This is a genomic window from Mycobacterium sp. MOTT36Y, from assembly GCF_000262165.1.
Lineage (GTDB): Bacteria > Actinomycetota > Actinomycetes > Mycobacteriales > Mycobacteriaceae > Mycobacterium > Mycobacterium intracellulare.
Map to the genome: position 1 here is coordinate 5,141,856 of NC_017904.1, position 17,849 is coordinate 5,159,704.

Genomic DNA, 17,849 nt, shown 5'->3' on the forward strand with positions numbered 1-17,849 from the left:
GATGCGATTCGATGAGTTCACCAAACAGCATGGCCTCGCTGTGTCTCCGGTCGATCGGTTTGCCAGATTCCTTGTTGAGGTGGGGGTGCCACCACGTTGGGAACTCTTCGATTCCGCCATCGGTACACGGGTCTGGGTTTGGCGCGACGACCCGCTCATCGACGTGTTCTGCGCCAACGCGGTGTTGACGATGCATTGCGTCGAGACCCCCCTGGATCCCGACGGAGTGTTCGCCATGTTGTCCGAGCAGCAGTCGCAGTCGGTGCCAAAATGTCATGAACTACATCGAGAATTCACCCGAGCCAAAGAGGGCGTCGGTATGGTGGGGGCGCTCACGATGCAGATCGCCCATGAGCTCGGCACCATCGACAGCGCGTCACAGTCCCGGATCATCACCGCCGAACAGGAGACCTTTATTGCGCAGCTGACGGTAACCGCGCTACACGATTCGCCGGTGGATCGGGCACATATCTGGCTGACCGCCCGACCGGGTCCGGCGGCAAATCCGGCGCCCCCCAGTCAGCAACGCGCCCGGGTGATCGGAACGCGAGAGGGGCCGTGATGGCCGGCGGCAAGGCAAAGGGCCGCTGGCGGGTGCTGCGCTATTCCTTCGGTGGCGCCTTGTGCCTGTTGGCCGTTATCAACGTGCTGGTCGGATCTAGTTGGTCTCTTTCTCTCGCCGTCGCTGCGACCGGAGGCATCATCCTCATGGGTCAGCGCCGGATTTTTCGCGCCGCGGTCAGCCGGACCGTTGACACGATCGTCTGCCGCTACATTCCCTGGTACGAGGGCAACGCCTACAGCACGACAATGTTGCTCCCGCTGATGGGAGTCGCGTCGGTCGCCTTGGGGTTCGCTCCCGGCAATCCGGCATGGCTGCGCTTCACCGGATTCCTCCTTCTTGGTGTGACCCCATTGACGGTGTGGGGCGTCGTTCGCATGTGGCGACGTTGCCTCCTCTGCTTCAGCTCGCGGATGTTGACCGTGCGATTGGCCGAGGGTAAGGGCGACTTGACCGAAATCCGGCGTGAGCTCGTTGAGTCGATCGAGCCCAGGCACCTCCCGCAGCCGGCAGGTGGTACGTCGTTACAGGTCGCCATCACTTACCAACCCGCGGACGCCGGCGGGGATGTCAAGACCGTGCTGCTTGGCCTGCGGCTGACTGTTCAGCCGATCAACCTGCTCAACGCGCTCGTCGCCTGGAAAGACGGCGCCCACCAAAACCCGAGCGAGCTGCTGGACCGGGTCGAAGGGATTCTTCGAGGCAATCCACAGTGACCGCCCGACCGGGGCCGACGTGCTCAGTGTCTGTGGGTCGGCACCCCGACCCCGTAACCGCAACACGAGACGGTCACTGATGGCCGACGGCACCGCGAAATACCGTCGGAGGCGGGCGCTGCGCCATTCCTTCGGTGGCGCCTCGTGCCTAATGGCGGTCATCGGCCTAATGGTCGGAGCCAGTTGGTCTTTGTCTGTCGTCCTCGCTGCGATCGGCGCGGTCATCCTTATCGGTCCGCGGCGGATTTTTCGTGCCGCGGTCAGCCGGACCGGCGATGAGATCGTCTGCCGCTACATTCCCTGGTACGAGGGCAGCGCCTACAGCACCACACTGCTTCTCCCGCTGACAGGAATCGCCATGGTCGATTTGGGGTTCAGACCGGGCAATCCGGCTTGGCTGTGGTACGGCGGGGTCATCCTGCTAGCCATCTCCGCCTTATTGATGGGAACCTCCATCTGGATCTGGCGCCGATCACTTCTTCGTATCACCCCGTCGGTGTTGACTGTGCGAATAGCAGAGCGCGGCAGCGAGTTGACCAATATTCGGCGCGAGGATGTCCGTTCGATCGAGCCCAAGCTCGTTCCGAACGCGGCGGCTGGTACCGAGCGGTTGCAGGTCGAAATCGCCTACCAGCCCGCTGATGTCAGCAACGAGACGACCGCGACGGTGATGCTCGGGATGTATCTGACCGTTCAACCGATCAACCTGCTCAAGCCCTCGTCGCCTGGAAAGACGGCGCCCACCAAAACCCGAGCGAGCTACTGGACCGGATCGAACGAATCCTTCGTGGCCAGTCAACGGGCGGCGCGTGATCGCGTCGGACAGCCCGAAATAACCTGCTCCGCAACTGAATTCGTCATCGCGAGAAGTCTGAAGGTCGAAATTTCCCCTCCGCCAGATTCTTTTCGATTTCCTCCAAGCTTTTACCGGTGAGGTCGGGCATGCGGAAGAACACGAAGATCCACGCCGCCACGTTGAACAGCGCGTAGAGCCACATCGAGGGGCCGGGCCCGATCGCATTGATGAGCGACAGCAGCGTCAGCGTGATGAGCAGGTTGGTCCCCCACAGCGTCGCCGAATGCACGGCGGTGCCCTCCGGTCGCACCGCCAGCGGATAGGTCTCCGAGCCGGTCAGCCATCCCATGAGCTGCAGGCCGCCAGCATTGAACACCATGAAGGCGATCAGGCAAATCATGATGTAGGCGATCACATCGTGACCGCTGTCGGCGGTGACGAAGATCAGCCCGAGCGCGAACAGGCTGATCGCCGCGCCCGGCACCATGATGAGGGTGAGGCGGCGCCGGCCGACCCGGTCGATGATGGCCAACCCGACCAGTTGGGCGATCACGTACGTCGCACCCAGCATCACCGACACCAGCAGAGCCACGGACCGGTATACGCCGTCGTCGGTCAAGATCGTCGGCGCGTAATAGATGATCATCTCGATCCCGCTGAGCTGGGTGAACACTGCGATGCCACAACCCAGGACCAGGGCCGGGCGCACCCAGGCGTCGCGCAGCCCGCTCCACCCGCGGGTGCTGGCCTTGCGTTCCATGCGCGCGAGTTCGGTCGCCTCGTCCAGCTCGGCACCCACGTCGTAGCCGTCGGGCCGGACCCGCTCCAACACGGCGCGCGCGGCGTTTCGCTCATCGTGCTTGACCAGCCAGCGCGGACTTTCCGGGAGGCGCAGCAACAGCCACAGCATGATCGCGGCGGGTACGCACGCGATTCCGGTCGGCCCCCGCCAGGAGACCGAGTCAAAGACCCCGATGAGGTTAGCGGCGAGGATGCCCACCCCGATGGCAATTTGGAAGCACAGCACCAACCGCCCTCGGTAGGCCGACGGCGAGAGCTCCGCGACATACATCGGGGCCGTCTGGGTCGCCCCGCCGACCGCGAAGCCCAGGACCAGCCTTCCCAGCGACAGCACCACGACATCCGGCGCGTCGGCGCACCACAGCGCGCCGACGATGAACAGCACCGACAGCATCAACAGCGTGCCGCGGCGGCCGAACCGGTCGGATAGCCAGCTGCACGCCAAGGCCCCGACGATGGCGCCGAGCAGGATGCTGGCGGCGACCACCTGCTTCCAGGCCGCGGTGAGGTTGAACTCCTCGGTGAGCTGCAATAGGGCCCAGGAGATGACACCGGTGTTGTAGCCGTAGAGCAAGCCCGAGATCGCCGAGACGAGCGCGATGACGACCACGGCGCTCGTCAGTTGGTTTCCCGCCTCCGCGCCGGCGCCGGCTGCACCGTGCGACGCTTCCTCGTGAGCCGCATCTGCGCACTTTGCCGGGTCGGTCCCATCGCGCAGCTCCGCCGCGCGACGGTGCTGGCTCGCCGCGGTCGGGGCGTCATCGCCGGCTTCTGACCACCATTCGCGGTCTGTGGGATCGGCGGCCATTAGCAGGGCCGCTCGTTGTAGCTGAGACGACGAACCCGGGGCGCATGGGCGGGCCGGCCGGGCATCGTGATCGCCTCCCTACCCTGCGCTCGGATTGCATGGCCGCTCGCCGCGGCGCTAGGACCCGATGTCATACCGGGCGTCGCTGCTGTGACGGCGGGTACGTGTTGGTCGCTGGCGGCTTACTCGCTTGCCTGCTCAGGCCCGGGAGGCGCCGCGCTCGATGCGGGCTTGCCGTTCGACTTCCACATCGATTCGGGAAAAGAGACTGTCACGAATATGTTGGTAAGTCAAAAATGAGATTGCGGTCGAATTGTGCTGAACTGCAATATCATTCGGCCGGAAATGGTGTTGCGGGTGTGTTGAGCGCCACAGTCTGGCGGTAGGCTGTGGACCCTGAGTGCACGCTCTGTGTGGGCACCCGCACCCCTCCTTCTGAGCGACGCGACCGCCCCCTTAGGGGTTGGCATCAGCAGGCTGGCAGGTGCGGTCAGTACCATCGGTGCCGTGGCATCCAACGGTCCACGCGATGACTTCCACAATCGGCCGACCCAGCATGCCGATTTCGGCATGAGCGAGCCGCCGACCGGTGAAGTCCCGCCACCGAACTTCCCGCCCCAGCCGCCCCACGGGTTCGAGCAACCCCAGGGCTTCGACCCGTTCGACCAGGAACCCGAGCCCACGCCCTGGTACCGCAGGCCCGCGATGCTCATCGCCTGGTTGATTTCCGTCGTCATCCTGATCGGCCTGATCGTCTTCGGGATCATCGAGCTCATTCACGACGACCAATCCGTCAACCACGTCCCCAAGTCGACGACGAGCACCACCACGACAACGACAACAACGACGCCGACGACCACCACGACCACCACCGAGTCCAGCAGCAGCGCCGAAGAGCAGCCGCCGGCCCAGCAGCCGACGCAGCAGCAGCCCACCGGGCAACAAACGCAGCAGCCCACGCATCGCCACCATCTGCCGCAGCTGCCGACGGTGATCACCATTCCGCAGGTGCCGACGGTCATCACGGTTCCGCCGGGCCTGCGTTAGCGAGTCGGCGGCAGGCCGATCACGCTCGGCGACGCTGCGCCGGCGGCGCCCTAGACTCGCTGCAATCCACGGGACTACTGACACAGGGGTGCGGACATGAGCCAGTCGCTCGGGCTATCGATCGGGGTGGCCAACCTGGTGGCGGCCCGCGCCGGGAGCGCTCCGGTCACCCGCAGCTCGGTGGTCACCCTGTTCGAGCACCGTCCCACCGAAGTCGGCCTGCCGGAAGAGAATCCGAACCTGACCGCACCCGGCCTGGTGCTGCGCGGGTTCGTCGAGCGGGTCGGCGACCGGGCACCGCTGGTGGCCGCCGACGGCACCAAGTACCTGGGCGCGGCGCTGACGGTCGAGGCGATCGAGGCGATGGCCCGCACGGTCGGCTACGGGACACCGATCAGCATCGCGGTCCCCGCCTACTGGTCCGACGAACAGTTCGCGGCGCTGCGCGACGAGTTCTTCGCCCAGTCGGATCTCGCGCGCGGTGGGGTCGCGCCGATGCTGGTTTCCGACGCCACGGCCGCGGTGGCGGCCCTGCGCGGCACGCCGGGGTTTCCCGCCGACGGCGTCGTCGCGCTGTGCGACTTCGGTGCCGGCGGCACCACCGTCACGGTGCTGGACGCCAATGCCGGCTTTGCGCCCGTCGCCCCGGCCATGCGGCACACCGATTTCTCCGGCGACGCGATCGATGCGCTCATCGTCGATCACCTGCTGGCCTCCGATGTCAGCACCGCCGTCCTGGGCGGCGGCGCGCGGATGGGATCGCAGACCCGCCTGCTGGCGGCCTGCCGGCGCGCCAAGGAACAACTGTCGACCGCCGCGGTGAGCACCGTCGCGGGGGCGTCCGGGGAGTCCACCCAACTGACCCGCACCGAGTTCGAGCAACTGATCTCCCCACCGCTGGACCGGTTTGTCACCTCGCTGCAAGATACGTTGCGGCGCAACGGAATTCCGAACACCAACCTGCGCGCCGTGGCGATCGTCGGCGGGGGCGCAAGCATCCCGCTGATCACCGCGCGGTTGTCGCAGCGCTTCGGGGTTCCGGTCCGCAGCGCGGCGCAGCCGGCGTCACTCGCCGCACTCGGCGCCGCGGCGCTCGGTGCGCAGTACGCAGCGGGGGGCGCCGAAACCACCGCGGCCGCCGCCGTGGAGACGCCGACCGAAATGGTCGGCACCGCGGGAATCGGGGCCACCCAGGCCGCGTGGGCCGCCCAGGCCACCGATGTGGATGACGCCCTGGCGTGGTCGCAAGACGCCGACTCCGACGAGCCGGTGCCCTATACCGGCCGCGACGCAACCGGCGAATATGCCAGCGAGGCACGGGAATTCGAGTACGCCGAGCAGGGCGGGCTGCCCTGGTACAAGCGCACGGCGCTGGTGTTGACCGTCGTTGGGGCGGGGGTGGCGGTGCTGGTGGCCGCGGCGCTGGCGATCGGCCTGTTGATGACGAAGTCCACCCCGGCCCCCCCGACGTCCTCGCCCAACCCACCGCCACCGCCACAAACGGTGACCATCACCGGGCCGAACGACAGCACCACCGTCACCGTCGTTCCGGCTCCGCCGCCACCGTCCAGCGAGGCGCCGGCCACCACGACGACCACGACACCGCCGCCGGAGCCGTCGACCACGACGACGACACCCCCGCCGAGCACCACGACGACCACCACCGCGCCGCCCACCACGACATCGCAGGCGACCACCACGTCCGCGGCGCCGACGACGACCACCCGGGTGCGACCCCTGCCGCCGATCTTCCAACCCCCATTCGGGCGCTGACGCGAACGATTGCGTCTGGCCGGAAAAGGGCTCCGAAAAGGGTCATTTAACGAAATTTGGTGGCGCTGGTCACTCCGACAAACGTCACACCAGGCGAGCGGGTATCAACTAGCAGGCCAGAGGCACCGACGAACCCGAAGTTAGGGCAGCCTTTCTCGCGCCGAAAGCCGCGAAGATGTAACTATGAGCGGGGCTTAAGCAGGCAAATAAAGCACAGGCCGAATTATCTATGCATTGGGGAGACCTTCTGTGACAACGCAGATGCTCATCAGGCTGGTCGTGGGCATGGGCATGACGCTGGTCGTGGCCGCGCTCGCCGCACGACGGGTCCTGTGGCTGTTCAAGCTGATCACGTCCGGCAAGCCGGCCCCGGGGCACACCGACGAACCCGGCAAACGAATCTGGGCCGAGCTCTCCGAGGTCTTCGGGCAGCGCAAGCTGTTGAAGTGGTCGATCCCCGGCCTGGCCCACTTCTTCACCATGTGGGGCTTCTTCATCCTCCTCACGGTCTACATCGAGGCCTACGGGCTGTTGTTCCAGGACAACTTCCACATCCCGTTCATCGGGCGGTGGGACGCGCTGGGCTTCCTGCAGGACTTCTTCGCCACGGCCGTCTTCCTCGGCATCGCCACCTTCGCCGTCATCCGGTTGATGCGCAGCCCGAAGGAGATCGGCCGCTCATCCCGGTTCTACGGCTCGCACACCGGCGGCGCCTGGCTGGTGCTGTTCATGATCTTCAACGTCGTGTGGACCTACGTGCTGGTGCGCGGATCCGCGGTCAACAACGGCACGCTGCCCTACGGCAACGGGGCCTTCCTGTCGCAACTGTTCGGCGCGATCCTGCGCCCGCTGGGGCAGCCCGCCAACGAGATCATCGAAACGGTGGCCCTGCTGCTGCACATCGCGGTCATGCTGGCGTTCCTGATCATCGTGCTGCACTCCAAGCACATGCACATCTTCACGGCGCCGATCAATGTCATCTTCAAGCGGCTGCCCGACGGTCTCGGCCCGCTGCTGCCGCTCGAGCACGACGGCAAGCCGATCGACTTCGAAAACCCGCCGGACGACGCGACATTCGGGCGCGGCAAGGTCGAGGACTTCAGCTGGAAGGCCATGCTGGACTTCGCCACCTGTACCGAGTGCGGGCGCTGCCAGTCGCAGTGCCCGGCGTGGAACACCGGCAAGCCGCTGTCCCCCAAGCTCGTCATCATGGACCTGCGCGACCACTGGATGGCCAAGGCGCCCTACATCCTGGGTGACAAGGAGAGCCCGCTGGAGAGCACGCCGGCGGGCGGGCTCGGCGAGGAGTTGTCCGGCGAAGAGCACGCCGAGGCGCACCACGTTCCCGAGTCGGGCTTCGGCCGCGTCATGGGTTCCGGCCCGGAGCAGGCCACCCGCCCGCTGGTCGGCACCGAGGAGGAGGGCGGCGTCATCGACCCCGACGTGCTGTGGTCCTGCGTGTCCTGCGGCGCCTGCGTCGAGCAGTGCCCGGTGGACATCGAGCACGTCGATCACATCATCGACATGCGCCGCTACCAGGTGATGATGGAGTCCGAGTTCCCCTCGGAACTGTCGGTGCTGTTCAAGAACCTGGAAACCAAGGGCAACCCGTGGGGCCAGAACGCGTCGGACCGCACCAACTGGATCGACGAGGTCGACTTCGACGTGCCGGTCTACGGCGAGGACGTCGACAGCTTCGACGGCTACGAGTACCTGTTCTGGGTCGGCTGCGCCGGCGCCTACGACGACAAAGCCAAGAAGACCACCAAGGCCGTCGCCGAGCTGCTGGCCATCGCCGGGGTGAAGTACCTGGTGCTGGGCACCGGCGAGTCCTGCAACGGCGACTCCGCGCGCCGCTCGGGCAACGAGTTCCTGTTCCAGCAGCTGGCCGCGCAAGCCGTCGAAACCCTGGACGGGCTGTTCGAGGGCACCGAGACCGTCGACCGCAAGATCGTGGTCACCTGCCCGCACTGCTTCAACACCCTGGGCCGCGAGTACCGCCAGCTCGGCGCGAACTACTCGGTGCTGCACCACACCCAGCTGCTCAACCGGCTGGTCCGGGACAACAGGCTGGTGCCGGTGACGCCGGTATCCCAGGACATCACCTACCACGACCCCTGCTACCTGGGCCGGCACAACAAGGTCTACGAGGCGCCGCGTGAGCTGATCGGGACCTCCGGGGCGAACCTGACCGAGATGCCGCGGCACGCCGAGCGCAGCTTCTGCTGCGGCGCCGGCGGCGCGCGGATGTGGATGGAAGAGCACATCGGCAAGCGGATCAACCACGAGCGCGTCGACGAGGCGCTGGCCACCGGGGCCGCCACCATCGCCACCGCGTGCCCGTTCTGCCGGGTGATGGTCACCGACGGCGTCAACGACCGGCAGGAGGAGGCCGGGCGCAGCGGTGTCGAGGTGCTCGACGTCGCCCAGATCCTGCTCGCGTCCCTCGAATACGACAAGGCGACGCTGCCCGAAAAGGGCACGGCCGCCAAGGAAGCCGAAAAGCGGGCGGCCGCGGCGCCCAAGGCGGCGACGGCCACGGCGACCGCTCCCGCCAAAGAGGCCGAGGAGGCGCCCGCCGAGGCGGCAACGCAGGCCGCGGCCGCACCCGCCGCCCCCGTCAAGGGGCTGGGCATCGCCGGCGGCGCCAAGAAACCCGGGGCCAAGAAGGCGGCGCCCGCCGCGGAAGGCAGCGAAGGCAAGGCCGAAGCGGCCGCCCCGGTCAAGGGGCTGGGCATCGCCGGCGGCGCCAAGAAGCCCGGGGCCAAGAAGGCGGCACCGGCCAAGGCCGAGGCACCTGCCGAAGCGGCCGCGCCAGAGGCCGAGACCGAGGCCAAGGCACCCGCCGCGCCCGTGAAGGGCTTGGGCCTGGCCGCGGGCGCCAAGCGACCCGGCGCGAAGAAGGCGGCCCCGAAGGCTGAGGCCCCCAAGGCCGAAGCACCCGAGGCCGAAGTGGCGCCCGAGGCCGAGACCGAGGCCAAGGCGCCCGCCGCGCCGGTGAAGGGCCTGGGCATCGCCGCGGGCGCCAAACGACCCGGCGCGAAGAAGGCGGCCCCGAAAGCCGAGGCACCGAAAGCAGAAGCCGAGCCCGCCGAACGGGCGCAGGCCGAACCGGCACCGAAAGCGGAGCCGGCAAAGCAGGCCGACGGCGACGACGCACCGTCGCAGCCGCCGGTCAAGGGCCTGGGCATCGCCCGCGGGGCGCGTCCCCCGGGCAAGCGCTGACCTGCGATTTTTGCGCTTGACAGCAAATTTCAGTGGACAGTGATGGCACCATTGGTGATGTGACCACCCACCAGCTGCCCCATCAGCTGCCACCGCACCCGTCGGCCCATCACCGGCAGCAGCGCACTTTCGCGCAGTCGTCGAAGCTTCAGGACGTCCTGTACGAGATCCGCGGCCCGGTACATCAGCAGGCCGCGCGGCTGGAGGCCGAGGGTCATCGCATCCTCAAGCTCAACATCGGCAACCCGGCGCCGTTCGGCTTCGAGGCGCCCGACGTGATCATGCGCGACATGATCCAGGCCCTCCCCTACGCGCAGGGCTACTCCGACTCGCAGGGCATCCTGCCGGCCCGCCGCGCGGTGGTCACCCGCTACGAGTTGGTCGACGGATTCCCCCGCTTCGACGTCGACGACGTCTACCTGGGCAACGGGGTCTCCGAGCTGATCACGATGACGCTGCAGGCCCTGCTCGACAACGGTGACGAGGTGCTGATCCCGTCACCCGACTACCCGCTGTGGACGGCGTCGACGTCGCTGGCGGGCGGCACCCCGGTGCACTACCTGTGCGACGAGACGCAGGGCTGGCAGCCCGACATCGCCGACATGGAGTCCAAGATCACCGACCGCACCAAGGCGCTGGTGGTGATCAACCCGAACAACCCGACCGGCGCGGTGTACACCAGCGAAGTGCTCACGCAGATCGTCGAATTGGCGCGCAAGCACGAGCTGCTGCTGCTCGCCGACGAGATCTACGACAAGATCCTCTACGGCGACGCCAAGCACATCAACCTGGCCTCGCTGGCGCCGGACATGTTGTGCCTGACGTTCAACGGGCTGTCCAAGGCCTACCGGGTGGCCGGGTATCGGGCCGGCTGGCTGGCGATCACCGGGCCCAAGGACCACGCCGGCAGCTTCATCGAGGGGATCAACCTGCTGGCCAACATGCGGCTGTGCCCCAATGTCCCGGCGCAGCACGCGATCCAGGTCGCCCTCGGCGGCTACCAGAGCATCGACGACCTCGTCCTGCCCGGCGGCCGGCTGCTCGAGCAGCGCGACGTCGCCTGGACCAAGCTCAACGAGATTCCGGGGGTCTCATGCGTCAAGCCGGACGGCGCGCTCTACGCCTTCCCCCGGCTGGACCCCGAGGTCTACGACATCGACGACGACGAGCAGCTCGTCCTCGATTTGCTGCTGCAGGAGAAGATTCTGGTCACCCAGGGCACCGGCTTCAATTGGCCCGCACCGGATCACCTGCGCATCGTGACCCTGCCGTGGGCCCGCGATCTGGCGGCGGCCATCGAGCGGCTGGGCAACTTCCTCGTCGCCTATCGCCAGTAAGCACCCAGGAAACCGCCTCTACGCTCGACCGGGTGACGCACTCGCACTCGCACAGCCTGCCGCCGGGCCCGTCCGGCATCGATCCGTTGCCCGCCAGGATCGTCGTCGGGCTGCTGGTCGCGATCGGTGTGGCGGTGGCCGTCGGCGCGATCCTGTTGTGGCCCAGTCGGCAGCGCGTCGACATTCCGATGCCGCTGCAGAACGCGTCCGGCGGCGCGGTGAGCACGCAGGCCGGGCACGTGCTGTCCAGCGGGTTGGGCGACTGCGGCAGCCCGTCGGTCAGTCAGGTCCTCACCGGCCCGCCCCAGCCCGCCGCGCCCGGCGCCGGGCGCTGCGTGTTGACCCAGGTCGCCGTCGATTCCGGGCCCAACGCGGGCGCCAGCACGCTGCTCGAGTCCTCCCCCGGGCCGGGCCAGCCGAAATTCGCGGTGGGCGACCGCATTCGGGTGGTGCGCCAGGTCGACGACCAGGGCGCCACCAGCTACGCGTTCTACGACTTCGAACGGGGTTGGGCGCTGGTCGGTTTGGCGATCGCGTTCGCGGTGGTGATCGTGGCCGTGGCGCGCTGGCGCGGGCTGCTCGCGCTGGTGGGCATCCTGGTCGCGTTCGTGGTGCTGGTCATGTTTCTGCTGCCGGCCCTGCGGGACGGCGCCCCCGCGGTGCCGGTGGCGCTGGTGGCGTCGGCGGCGATCCTCTACGCGGTCATCTATCTGGCCCACGGGGTCAGCCTGCGGACCAGTGCCGCGCTGCTGGGCACCCTGTCGGCCCTGCTGCTCGCAGCCGGATTATCTTGGGCGGCAATACAATTGGCGCATCTCACCGGTCTGTCGGACGAGCAGAACACCACCGTCAGCGCGTACCTGGGCAACGTGTCGATCGGTGGCCTGCTGCTGGCCGGTTTCATCATCGGGTCGCTGGGTGTGCTCAACGATGTGACGGTGACCCAGTCCTCGACGGTGTTCGAGCTCGCCCGCCTCGGGGGCTCGCGGCGAGCGATCTTCGTGGGCGCCATCCGGGTGGGGCGCGATCACATCGCCAGCACGGTCTACACGCTGGTGCTGGCCTACGCGGGCAGTTCGCTGCCGCTGCTGTTGCTGTTCAGCGTCGCCAACCGCTCGCTGACGGACGTGCTGACCGGGGAGAGCGTGGCCATCGAGATCGCCCGCTCGGCGGTGGGCGGGATGGCGTTGGCGCTGTCGGTGCCGCTGACCACGGGGATCGCGGCGGTGCTGGCGAAGCCTAGCGGCGGTCGCGAGCGGGGCCGTGGCGATCGCAAGCGCGGCGAAGCCGGGCGCAGCGGGTCGCCACCATAGGTTGAAGCCGCGCGCCGGGGGCACCTCCCGCTTGCGGGGGACGGGCCGCCGCTACCGGCCTAGTGAAACCGGCTCCGCTCCAACAGGTTCAGCAGATAGGAGCCATACCCGGACTTGAGCAGGCTGTGCGCGCGCTGCGCCAATTGTTCATCGGTGATCCAGCCCTGCTGCCACGCCACCTCCTCGGGCACGCTGACCTTGAGGCCCTGGCGTCGTTCCAGCGTGCGGACGAAGTCGCTGGCGTCCAGCAGCGAGTCGAACGTGCCCGTGTCCAGCCAGGCCGTGCCGCGGGCCATCACCTCGACCGAGAGCCGGCCCCGGTTGAGATAGATCTGGTTGACCTCGGTGATCTCGTACTCGCCGCGCGCCGATTTCTTGAGCCCCTTGGCGATTTCGATCACGTCGTTGTCGTAGAAGTACAAACCCGGCACCGCGTAGTTGGATTTCGGTGTCTTGGGTTTCTCTTCCAAGGACAGCGCCAGGCCGTCGTCGCTGAATTCGACCACACCGTAGGCCGACGGGTTGGCCACCCAGTACGCGAAAACCGCTCCCCCGCTTATGGTTTGGAATCGGCGCAAGCTGGTGCCCAGTCCCGGTCCGTAGAAGATGTTGTCTCCCAACACCAAAGCCACCGACTCGTTGCCGATGTGGTCGGCGCCCAGCACGAACGCCTGAGCCAGACCGTCGGGCCGGTCCTGTGTCACGTAGGTGATGTTGACGCCGAATTGCGAGCCGTCGCCCAGGAGCCGCTGAAATCCCGGCGCGTCATGCGGGGTGGTGATCACCAGGATGTCACGGATTCCGGCCATCATCAGGGTGGACAGCGGGTAGTAGACCATCGGTTTGTCGTAGACCGGCAGCAACTGCTTGCTGATGCCCGTGGTGATCGGATGCAGGCGGGTGCCCGACCCGCCGGCCAAGATGATTCCGCGCATGGATAGCTCCTGTGCCTGTGGTCCTAGTCGACGGCGTCGGATTCGGTGAGCTCGGTGGCCGCCAGCGCCGACGCGAGGCTGTCGTGCCGGAACACGGAGGTGACGTGGTCGCGCACCACCCGGAACGTCAGCGCGGCGTCGCTGGCGGCCCCCGGATCGCCGGTGCTGCCGGGTTTGAGTTCGACGGCGACGACACCGTCGTGCACATACATGCGGCCGAGCTCGGTCGCCGGCCGGTGCGAGGCGGCCCAGCTGCGCAGCGCCTCGTGACCCTGTGCGGCCCCGTGCGCGTCGCCCATCTCGATGTCGTCGCTGGACAGGGAGGCCAAGGTCTCGATGTCCGCGGCGTTGAGGGCATCGTGCCATGCCAGAACGGTGGCGATCTCCGATGTGGTCATGGTGTGCAAATTACCGTGCGGCGCCGCGGCTAGAGCGGCGTACGGTCCAACCAGCGCTCCCACACGGCTTCGTCCCCGAACAGTTGGACGCCCGTGTCGGCCAGCGGGCGCCGGCGCAAAATCGCCAGCAGCAGCTCGGTGGCGCCGCCGCGCAGCGCCACGCTGCCCTTGCCGTGCTCGTGCGACCACGTGACCCGGCCCTGATCGACGGCGGCCGTCCACTCCCCGGCCTCGCCGAGGCCGGGGTCGGTGGCATGCAGGTGCAGGGTGGTCCCGTCCTCGAGGGGAAGCGGCGCCCCCTGGCCGCCCGCCTGGATCGCGACCCGCTCCAGCCATTCGGTGATTCCGTCGGCCGCGATGTCGGGCTCGAGGGCGAAATCGGTGCCCAGCGCGATCGCGGCGTCGGCCCGGTGCACGGCCACCTCGTGCAGCCGGCGCCGGATCCACCAGTTCGCCGGGCGCGGCCCGAGGAACGTCCAGACCGGCGTCTCCACCCCGGTCAGCTCGACGGCGTCCACCAGCCGCTGGGCGCCGCCGTGGAGCCAGGAGATCGCGTCGGCGGGGTCGGGCGGCGGCTTGCCGCCCTCCACGGTGCGGGGGTCGAGGTAGCTCTCGAGCCGGTCGCGCACGATCTGGGCCGCCCAGCGGTCGCCGCGCCCGACGTGGCGGAACAGCTGCCGCAGGGTCCACTCCGGGCAGGTGGGCACCGGCGTGGACTCGTCGGCACCGTCGAACAGCTCCGCGAAAGCCCGGTTCTCGTCGAGGAATGCGCCGGCATAGTCCACGCCGGTCAGGCTACTCGCGTGGGCCGCGCCCGCTCGCCTTGCCGTGGGGATCCCGCGCCCTGCAGACTGTCGTCGATGACGAGGCGATGGACCAGGTGCCGTGCTTGCTGACAGCGCGGGCCTCCCGGACGCGCACGCGGCGATCCGCGCGTTTTGGGAGCGCGAGGGTTCGGAATATGACCAGCGGGCCGCGCACGGTATCTCCTCGGAGCCGGAACGTCGACTGTGGACGGCGGCGCTGAGCGCAATCCCGGAGCGTTCGCGGGTGCTCGATATCGCCACGGGCACGGGCTTTGTCGCGTTGTTGCTGAGCGAGCTCGGCCACCGGGTGACCGGCGTGGATGCCTCCGAGGCGATGTTGGCCCGGGCCCGCGCCAAGGCCGCCGCCACCGCCGCGACTGTCGAGTTCGTGGAGGGTGTCACCGAAAAGCTGCCGTTCCCCGACGCCAGCTTCGACGCGCTGACGGCGCGGCACTTCATCTGGACCTTGCTCGAACCGGAGAAGGCCTTCGCGGAGTGGCGGCGGGTGTTGGCCCCGGACGCGACGCTGATCGCCGACGTCTCGCTGAACCCGCATGTGGCGAGCCACCATTACGCCGACGACGTCGCCGCCGCGTTGCCGTTTCGCGCACTCTCCGACGCTGCGCCGGTGGCCGACGCGCTCCGGTCGGCCGGGTTCGAGCACGTTCGGATCGACCTTTCTCGAGATGGCGGGGAATACCCCCGAGCCATGCTGCACGCCCGGCCCGGCCAATAGCGCAGAGCCGCAACATATTTCATGGCTGTGGCGCTGGATGGCGGGCGCCGGGTTCCTCCGAAATCGGGTTGTGCCGCGTAATCAGTTGCTTTCAAGCTGATTTCAACCGTCGTCAATCGCGCCCGATGGCGCTGAACTTGGCAGGGGCTCCGGACGGTCGTACTCGCCGCGATGCCCCACTCGCGCCGGTCATTTCGATCGCCGGCGCGGGTGCGCGGAGCTTGACCGGCCGACCATTCGGAGACCTCGATGACGATCGCAGAACAGGAAAGCAGCCGGGCGGCGACCCCGCTCGAAGAGGCGGCGCCAGTCCCGGGCATGCGCCGGGTGGCGCTGGCCAGTCTCGCGGGCAGCGTGCTGGAGTGGTACGACTTCTTCCTCTACGGCTTCGCGGCCACCTTGGTCTTCGGTCCGCTGTTCTTCCCGCGCGCTTCGGCCACGGCCGGAGTGCTTGCCGCACTTGGCACTTTCGCGGTGGGGTTCGTCGCCCGCCCGCTGGGCGGGGTCGTCTTCGGGCACTTGGGTGATCGCCTCGGACGCAAGAAGATGCTGGTGGCAACGCTTTTGATCATGGGCATACCGTCGTTTCTGATCGGGTTGCTGCCCAGCTATAGCGCGATAGGATGGTCGGCGCCCGCGCTGCTGGTGTTGTTGCGGTTTCTTCAGGGGGTGGGGCTCGGCGGCGAATGGGCCGGCGCGGTCCTGGTGGTCACCGAGACCAGCACGCCACACCGCAGCGGTTTCTGGGGATCGCTGGTGCAGACCGGGGCGACCCTGGGCCAGGGGTTGGCCACCGGCTCGCTGTTCATCCTGGCCTCGTTGCTGAGCGAGCACAGTTTCGTGACTTGGGGTTGGCGGGTGCCGTTCCTGTTCGGGATCGCGCTGAGCGTGGTCGGCCTGTTCATCCGGCTGCGGGTGATGGAATCGCCGGAGTTCACCGCGCTGCACCGCAGCGGCGAACTGTCGCGTTTCCCGTTGCGCGAGGCGGTGCGTCAGCACGGCCGCACCATGCTGGTCTGCTTCGGGGTCTATTTGGGCGGCGTGACCGTCCCGTTCTTCGTCGAGACCGTCTTCCTCACCGGCTACGGCACCAAAAGCCTTGCCCTGCCGGCCTCTTCGGTGCTGCTGGGCATCTCCGCCGTGCACGTCACCGTGTTCTGGGTGCTGACGCTGCTGGGCGGCTGGCTCGCCGATCGGGTCGGCGCGCCGCGGGTGGTCCGCGCGGGCCTACTCGGATTGCTCGTGTTGCCGACGGCGGGGCTGCTGGCGGTTCTCTCCGCCTCGTCGACGGTGGCGGCGCTGCTGATCACCGAGACCTTGATCGGCGCGCCGATGTGGGTCGTGTGGGGCGCATTGCCCAAATACCTCGCCGAGTCCTTCCCGGCCCGGGTCCGCTACACCGGAATGTCGTTGTCCGGCCAGAGTTCCACCATCATCGGCGGGCTCATCCCGTTGCTGCTCACCTCGGTGGTCGCCCAGGTGGGCGGGGCGTTGTGGCCGGTAGCGCTGACCACCACCGCGGTGGCGGCGTTCGGGCTGCTCGGCCTGCTGTGGTCGCACCGGAGCCCGTGAGGTCGGGTCCACGCCCTGTCAGGCGGCCCCGAAGAACTGGCCCTCCAACGGCTCCGATGGGCGCCCGTCCGGGCCGACCGGGATGTCGCCGACCAGCGTGATCCGATGCAGCACGCGCTCGTGATCGAGATGCTCGAAGTCGCGCGGCGCGAGATGCAACGTGGCCCGATTGTCCCAGAACGCAACGCTTCCCGGCTCCCACTTGAATCGAACCGAATACTCCGGGCGAGAGATCTGCTCGAACAACAGGTCCAGGACGTGACGACTCTCCCGCGGGGACAGGTCGACGATCTCCTTGGTGAAGAACTGGTTGACATACACCACGCGCTCGTTGGTCTCGGGGTGCACCCGAACCACCGGATGGATTGCCGCCAACGGCTTACCGCGAACCAGCTCGCCGATCTTTCGGCGCTGCGTTCGAAGGCCAGCGTGGCGCCGAACCGGTGCTCGGCGCGAAGCCCGTCGATGAACCCACGCACCAGTGGTGAAAGACCTTGGTAGACAGCGGCGACATTGGTGAACAGCGTGTCGCCGCCATAGGGCGGGACCACTTCGGCGCGCAGTATCGAATGCGACGGCGGATTGATCAGCGGCGTCACGTCGGCATGCCAGTTCGGCCCGTTCCGATTCTCCTTGTGCCGGTACTCGGATCCGTACCGGCGGTCGTAGGCGGCCGGCGACACCGTGTGGATCTGCGGGAAACCCGCAGGGGCGGAATCGCCTTCGTACGGGTGGGCGGCGGTGACCTTGCCGAATTGCGCGCCGAAGGCGATCTGCGCCGCATGGTCGAGCTGTTGATCGCGGAAGAACACGACCTTCCACTTGTGCAGCGCCGTGCGGATGACATCCTTGTCCGAGTCGCTCAACGGGGCGGAGATGTCCACGCCGTCGATCAGGGCGCCGGTCCACCCGGACAGGGGGATGACCTCGATGCCGGTTTCGGTGGAAGCGGTCACGGTCAGATCGGTCGTCGTCAAGGCGCGTGATTCCCATCAGTAGTGAAAACACCTACGGTGTCGGACTT

The 17,849-nt window shown here is 67.8% G+C and carries 14 protein-coding genes and 2 pseudogenes; 10 read left to right on the plus strand and 6 right to left on the minus strand.

Annotated features, from left to right (window positions below):
• The first annotated feature begins 1 nt into the window (after position 1).
• The 3 genes and pseudogenes from W7S_RS23560 (at position 2) to W7S_RS23570 (ending at position 2,091) form a co-directional block, all read left to right on the plus strand.
• Positions 2 to 562, plus strand: coding sequence for a hypothetical protein (locus W7S_RS23560; protein WP_014712488.1), 561 nt, complete (start codon positions 2 to 4; stop codon positions 560 to 562).
• The gene (locus W7S_RS23565) at positions 562 to 1,278 is read left to right on the plus strand and encodes a hypothetical protein (protein WP_014712489.1); all 717 of its coding nucleotides are present in this window, start codon (positions 562 to 564) and stop codon (positions 1,276 to 1,278) included. The genes W7S_RS23560 and W7S_RS23565 overlap by 1 nt, the downstream gene beginning before the upstream one ends.
• 79 nt (positions 1,279 to 1,357) lie before the next feature.
• Positions 1,358 to 2,091: pseudogene (locus W7S_RS23570) on the plus strand (hypothetical protein).
• 44 nt (positions 2,092 to 2,135) lie between these two features.
• Here the strand turns inward: W7S_RS23570 and W7S_RS23575 are convergent.
• A complete protein-coding gene (locus W7S_RS23575; protein ID WP_193375034.1) occupies positions 2,136 to 3,485 on the minus strand; it encodes a sugar porter family MFS transporter in 1,350 nt (449 codons plus the stop codon).
• Positions 3,486 to 4,190: 705 nt separating this feature from the next.
• On the opposite strand from W7S_RS23575, the gene W7S_RS23580 reads away from it, so the two are divergent.
• The 5 genes from W7S_RS23580 (at position 4,191) to W7S_RS23600 (ending at position 12,378) form a co-directional block, all read left to right on the plus strand.
• Positions 4,191 to 4,730, plus strand: a complete 540-nt coding sequence (locus tag W7S_RS23580; protein ID WP_014712492.1) for a hypothetical protein — start codon at positions 4,191 to 4,193, stop codon at positions 4,728 to 4,730.
• 96 nt (positions 4,731 to 4,826) lie between these two features.
• Positions 4,827 to 6,503: an Hsp70 family protein gene (locus tag W7S_RS23585; protein WP_014712493.1), complete on the plus strand. Its 1,677-nt coding sequence runs from the start codon at positions 4,827 to 4,829 to the stop codon at positions 6,501 to 6,503.
• 249 nt (positions 6,504 to 6,752) lie between these two features.
• The gene (locus W7S_RS23590) at positions 6,753 to 9,728 is read left to right on the plus strand and encodes a (Fe-S)-binding protein (RefSeq protein WP_014712494.1); all 2,976 of its coding nucleotides are present in this window, start codon (positions 6,753 to 6,755) and stop codon (positions 9,726 to 9,728) included.
• 32 nt (positions 9,729 to 9,760) lie between these two features.
• Positions 9,761 to 11,065: a pyridoxal phosphate-dependent aminotransferase gene (locus W7S_RS23595; protein WP_008261567.1), complete on the plus strand. Its 1,305-nt coding sequence runs from the start codon at positions 9,761 to 9,763 to the stop codon at positions 11,063 to 11,065.
• A gap of 32 nt (positions 11,066 to 11,097) precedes the next feature.
• A complete protein-coding gene (locus W7S_RS23600) occupies positions 11,098 to 12,378 on the plus strand; it encodes a YibE/F family protein (protein ID WP_014712495.1) in 1,281 nt (426 codons plus the stop codon).
• A gap of 59 nt (positions 12,379 to 12,437) precedes the next feature.
• On the opposite strand, the gene rfbA is transcribed toward W7S_RS23600, so the two are convergent.
• From rfbA to W7S_RS23615, 3 genes are read right to left on the minus strand one after another with little or no spacing between them, the layout of a single operon-like run.
• The gene (gene rfbA, locus W7S_RS23605; RefSeq protein WP_008261569.1) at positions 12,438 to 13,313 is read right to left on the minus strand and encodes a glucose-1-phosphate thymidylyltransferase RfbA; all 876 of its coding nucleotides are present in this window, start codon (positions 13,311 to 13,313) and stop codon (positions 12,438 to 12,440) included.
• A 23-nt stretch (positions 13,314 to 13,336) separates the two neighbouring features.
• Positions 13,337 to 13,711: a nuclear transport factor 2 family protein gene (locus tag W7S_RS23610; RefSeq protein WP_008261571.1), complete on the minus strand. Its 375-nt coding sequence runs from the start codon at positions 13,709 to 13,711 to the stop codon at positions 13,337 to 13,339.
• Positions 13,712 to 13,740: 29 nt separating this feature from the next.
• Entirely contained in the window at positions 13,741 to 14,496 is a 756-nt protein-coding gene (locus tag W7S_RS23615; protein ID WP_008261574.1) for a maleylpyruvate isomerase family mycothiol-dependent enzyme, read from the minus strand.
• 100 nt (positions 14,497 to 14,596) lie between these two features.
• On the opposite strand from W7S_RS23615, the gene W7S_RS23620 reads away from it, so the two are divergent.
• Both W7S_RS23620 and W7S_RS23625 read left to right on the plus strand, forming a co-directional pair.
• A complete protein-coding gene (locus W7S_RS23620) occupies positions 14,597 to 15,253 on the plus strand; it encodes a class I SAM-dependent methyltransferase (protein ID WP_008261576.1) in 657 nt (218 codons plus the stop codon).
• Between the two features lie 249 nt (positions 15,254 to 15,502).
• Positions 15,503 to 16,825: an MFS transporter gene (locus W7S_RS23625; RefSeq protein ID WP_008261578.1), complete on the plus strand. Its 1,323-nt coding sequence runs from the start codon at positions 15,503 to 15,505 to the stop codon at positions 16,823 to 16,825.
• 18 nt (positions 16,826 to 16,843) lie between these two features.
• On the opposite strand, the gene W7S_RS27925 is transcribed toward W7S_RS23625, so the two are convergent.
• Both W7S_RS27925 and W7S_RS27930 read right to left on the minus strand, forming a co-directional pair.
• A complete protein-coding gene (locus tag W7S_RS27925; RefSeq protein WP_332478898.1) occupies positions 16,844 to 17,200 on the minus strand; it encodes a TauD/TfdA family dioxygenase in 357 nt (118 codons plus the stop codon).
• Between the two features lie 107 nt (positions 17,201 to 17,307).
• Positions 17,308 to 17,781 (minus strand): annotated as a pseudogene (locus W7S_RS27930) (TauD/TfdA dioxygenase family protein); the annotation flags it as partial.
• Between the last annotated feature and the right edge of the window lie 68 nt (positions 17,782 to 17,849).

Bases quoted from the DNA above. Each gene is read 5' to 3' on its own strand.
- W7S_RS23560 (WP_014712488.1), top strand. From the start codon at position 2: ATGCGATTCGATGAGTTCACCAAACAGCATGGCCTCGCTGTGTCTCCG.
- W7S_RS23565 (WP_014712489.1), top strand. From the start codon at position 562: ATGGCCGGCGGCAAGGCAAAGGGCCGCTGGCGGGTGCTGCGCTATTCC.
- W7S_RS23585 (WP_014712493.1), top strand. From the start codon at position 4,827: ATGAGCCAGTCGCTCGGGCTATCGATCGGGGTGGCCAACCTGGTGGCG.
- rfbA (WP_008261569.1), bottom strand. From the start codon at position 13,313: ATGCGCGGAATCATCTTGGCCGGCGGGTCGGGCACCCGCCTGCATCCG.
- W7S_RS23610 (WP_008261571.1), bottom strand. From the start codon at position 13,711: ATGACCACATCGGAGATCGCCACCGTTCTGGCATGGCACGATGCCCTC.
- W7S_RS23625 (WP_008261578.1), top strand. From the start codon at position 15,503: ATGACGATCGCAGAACAGGAAAGCAGCCGGGCGGCGACCCCGCTCGAA.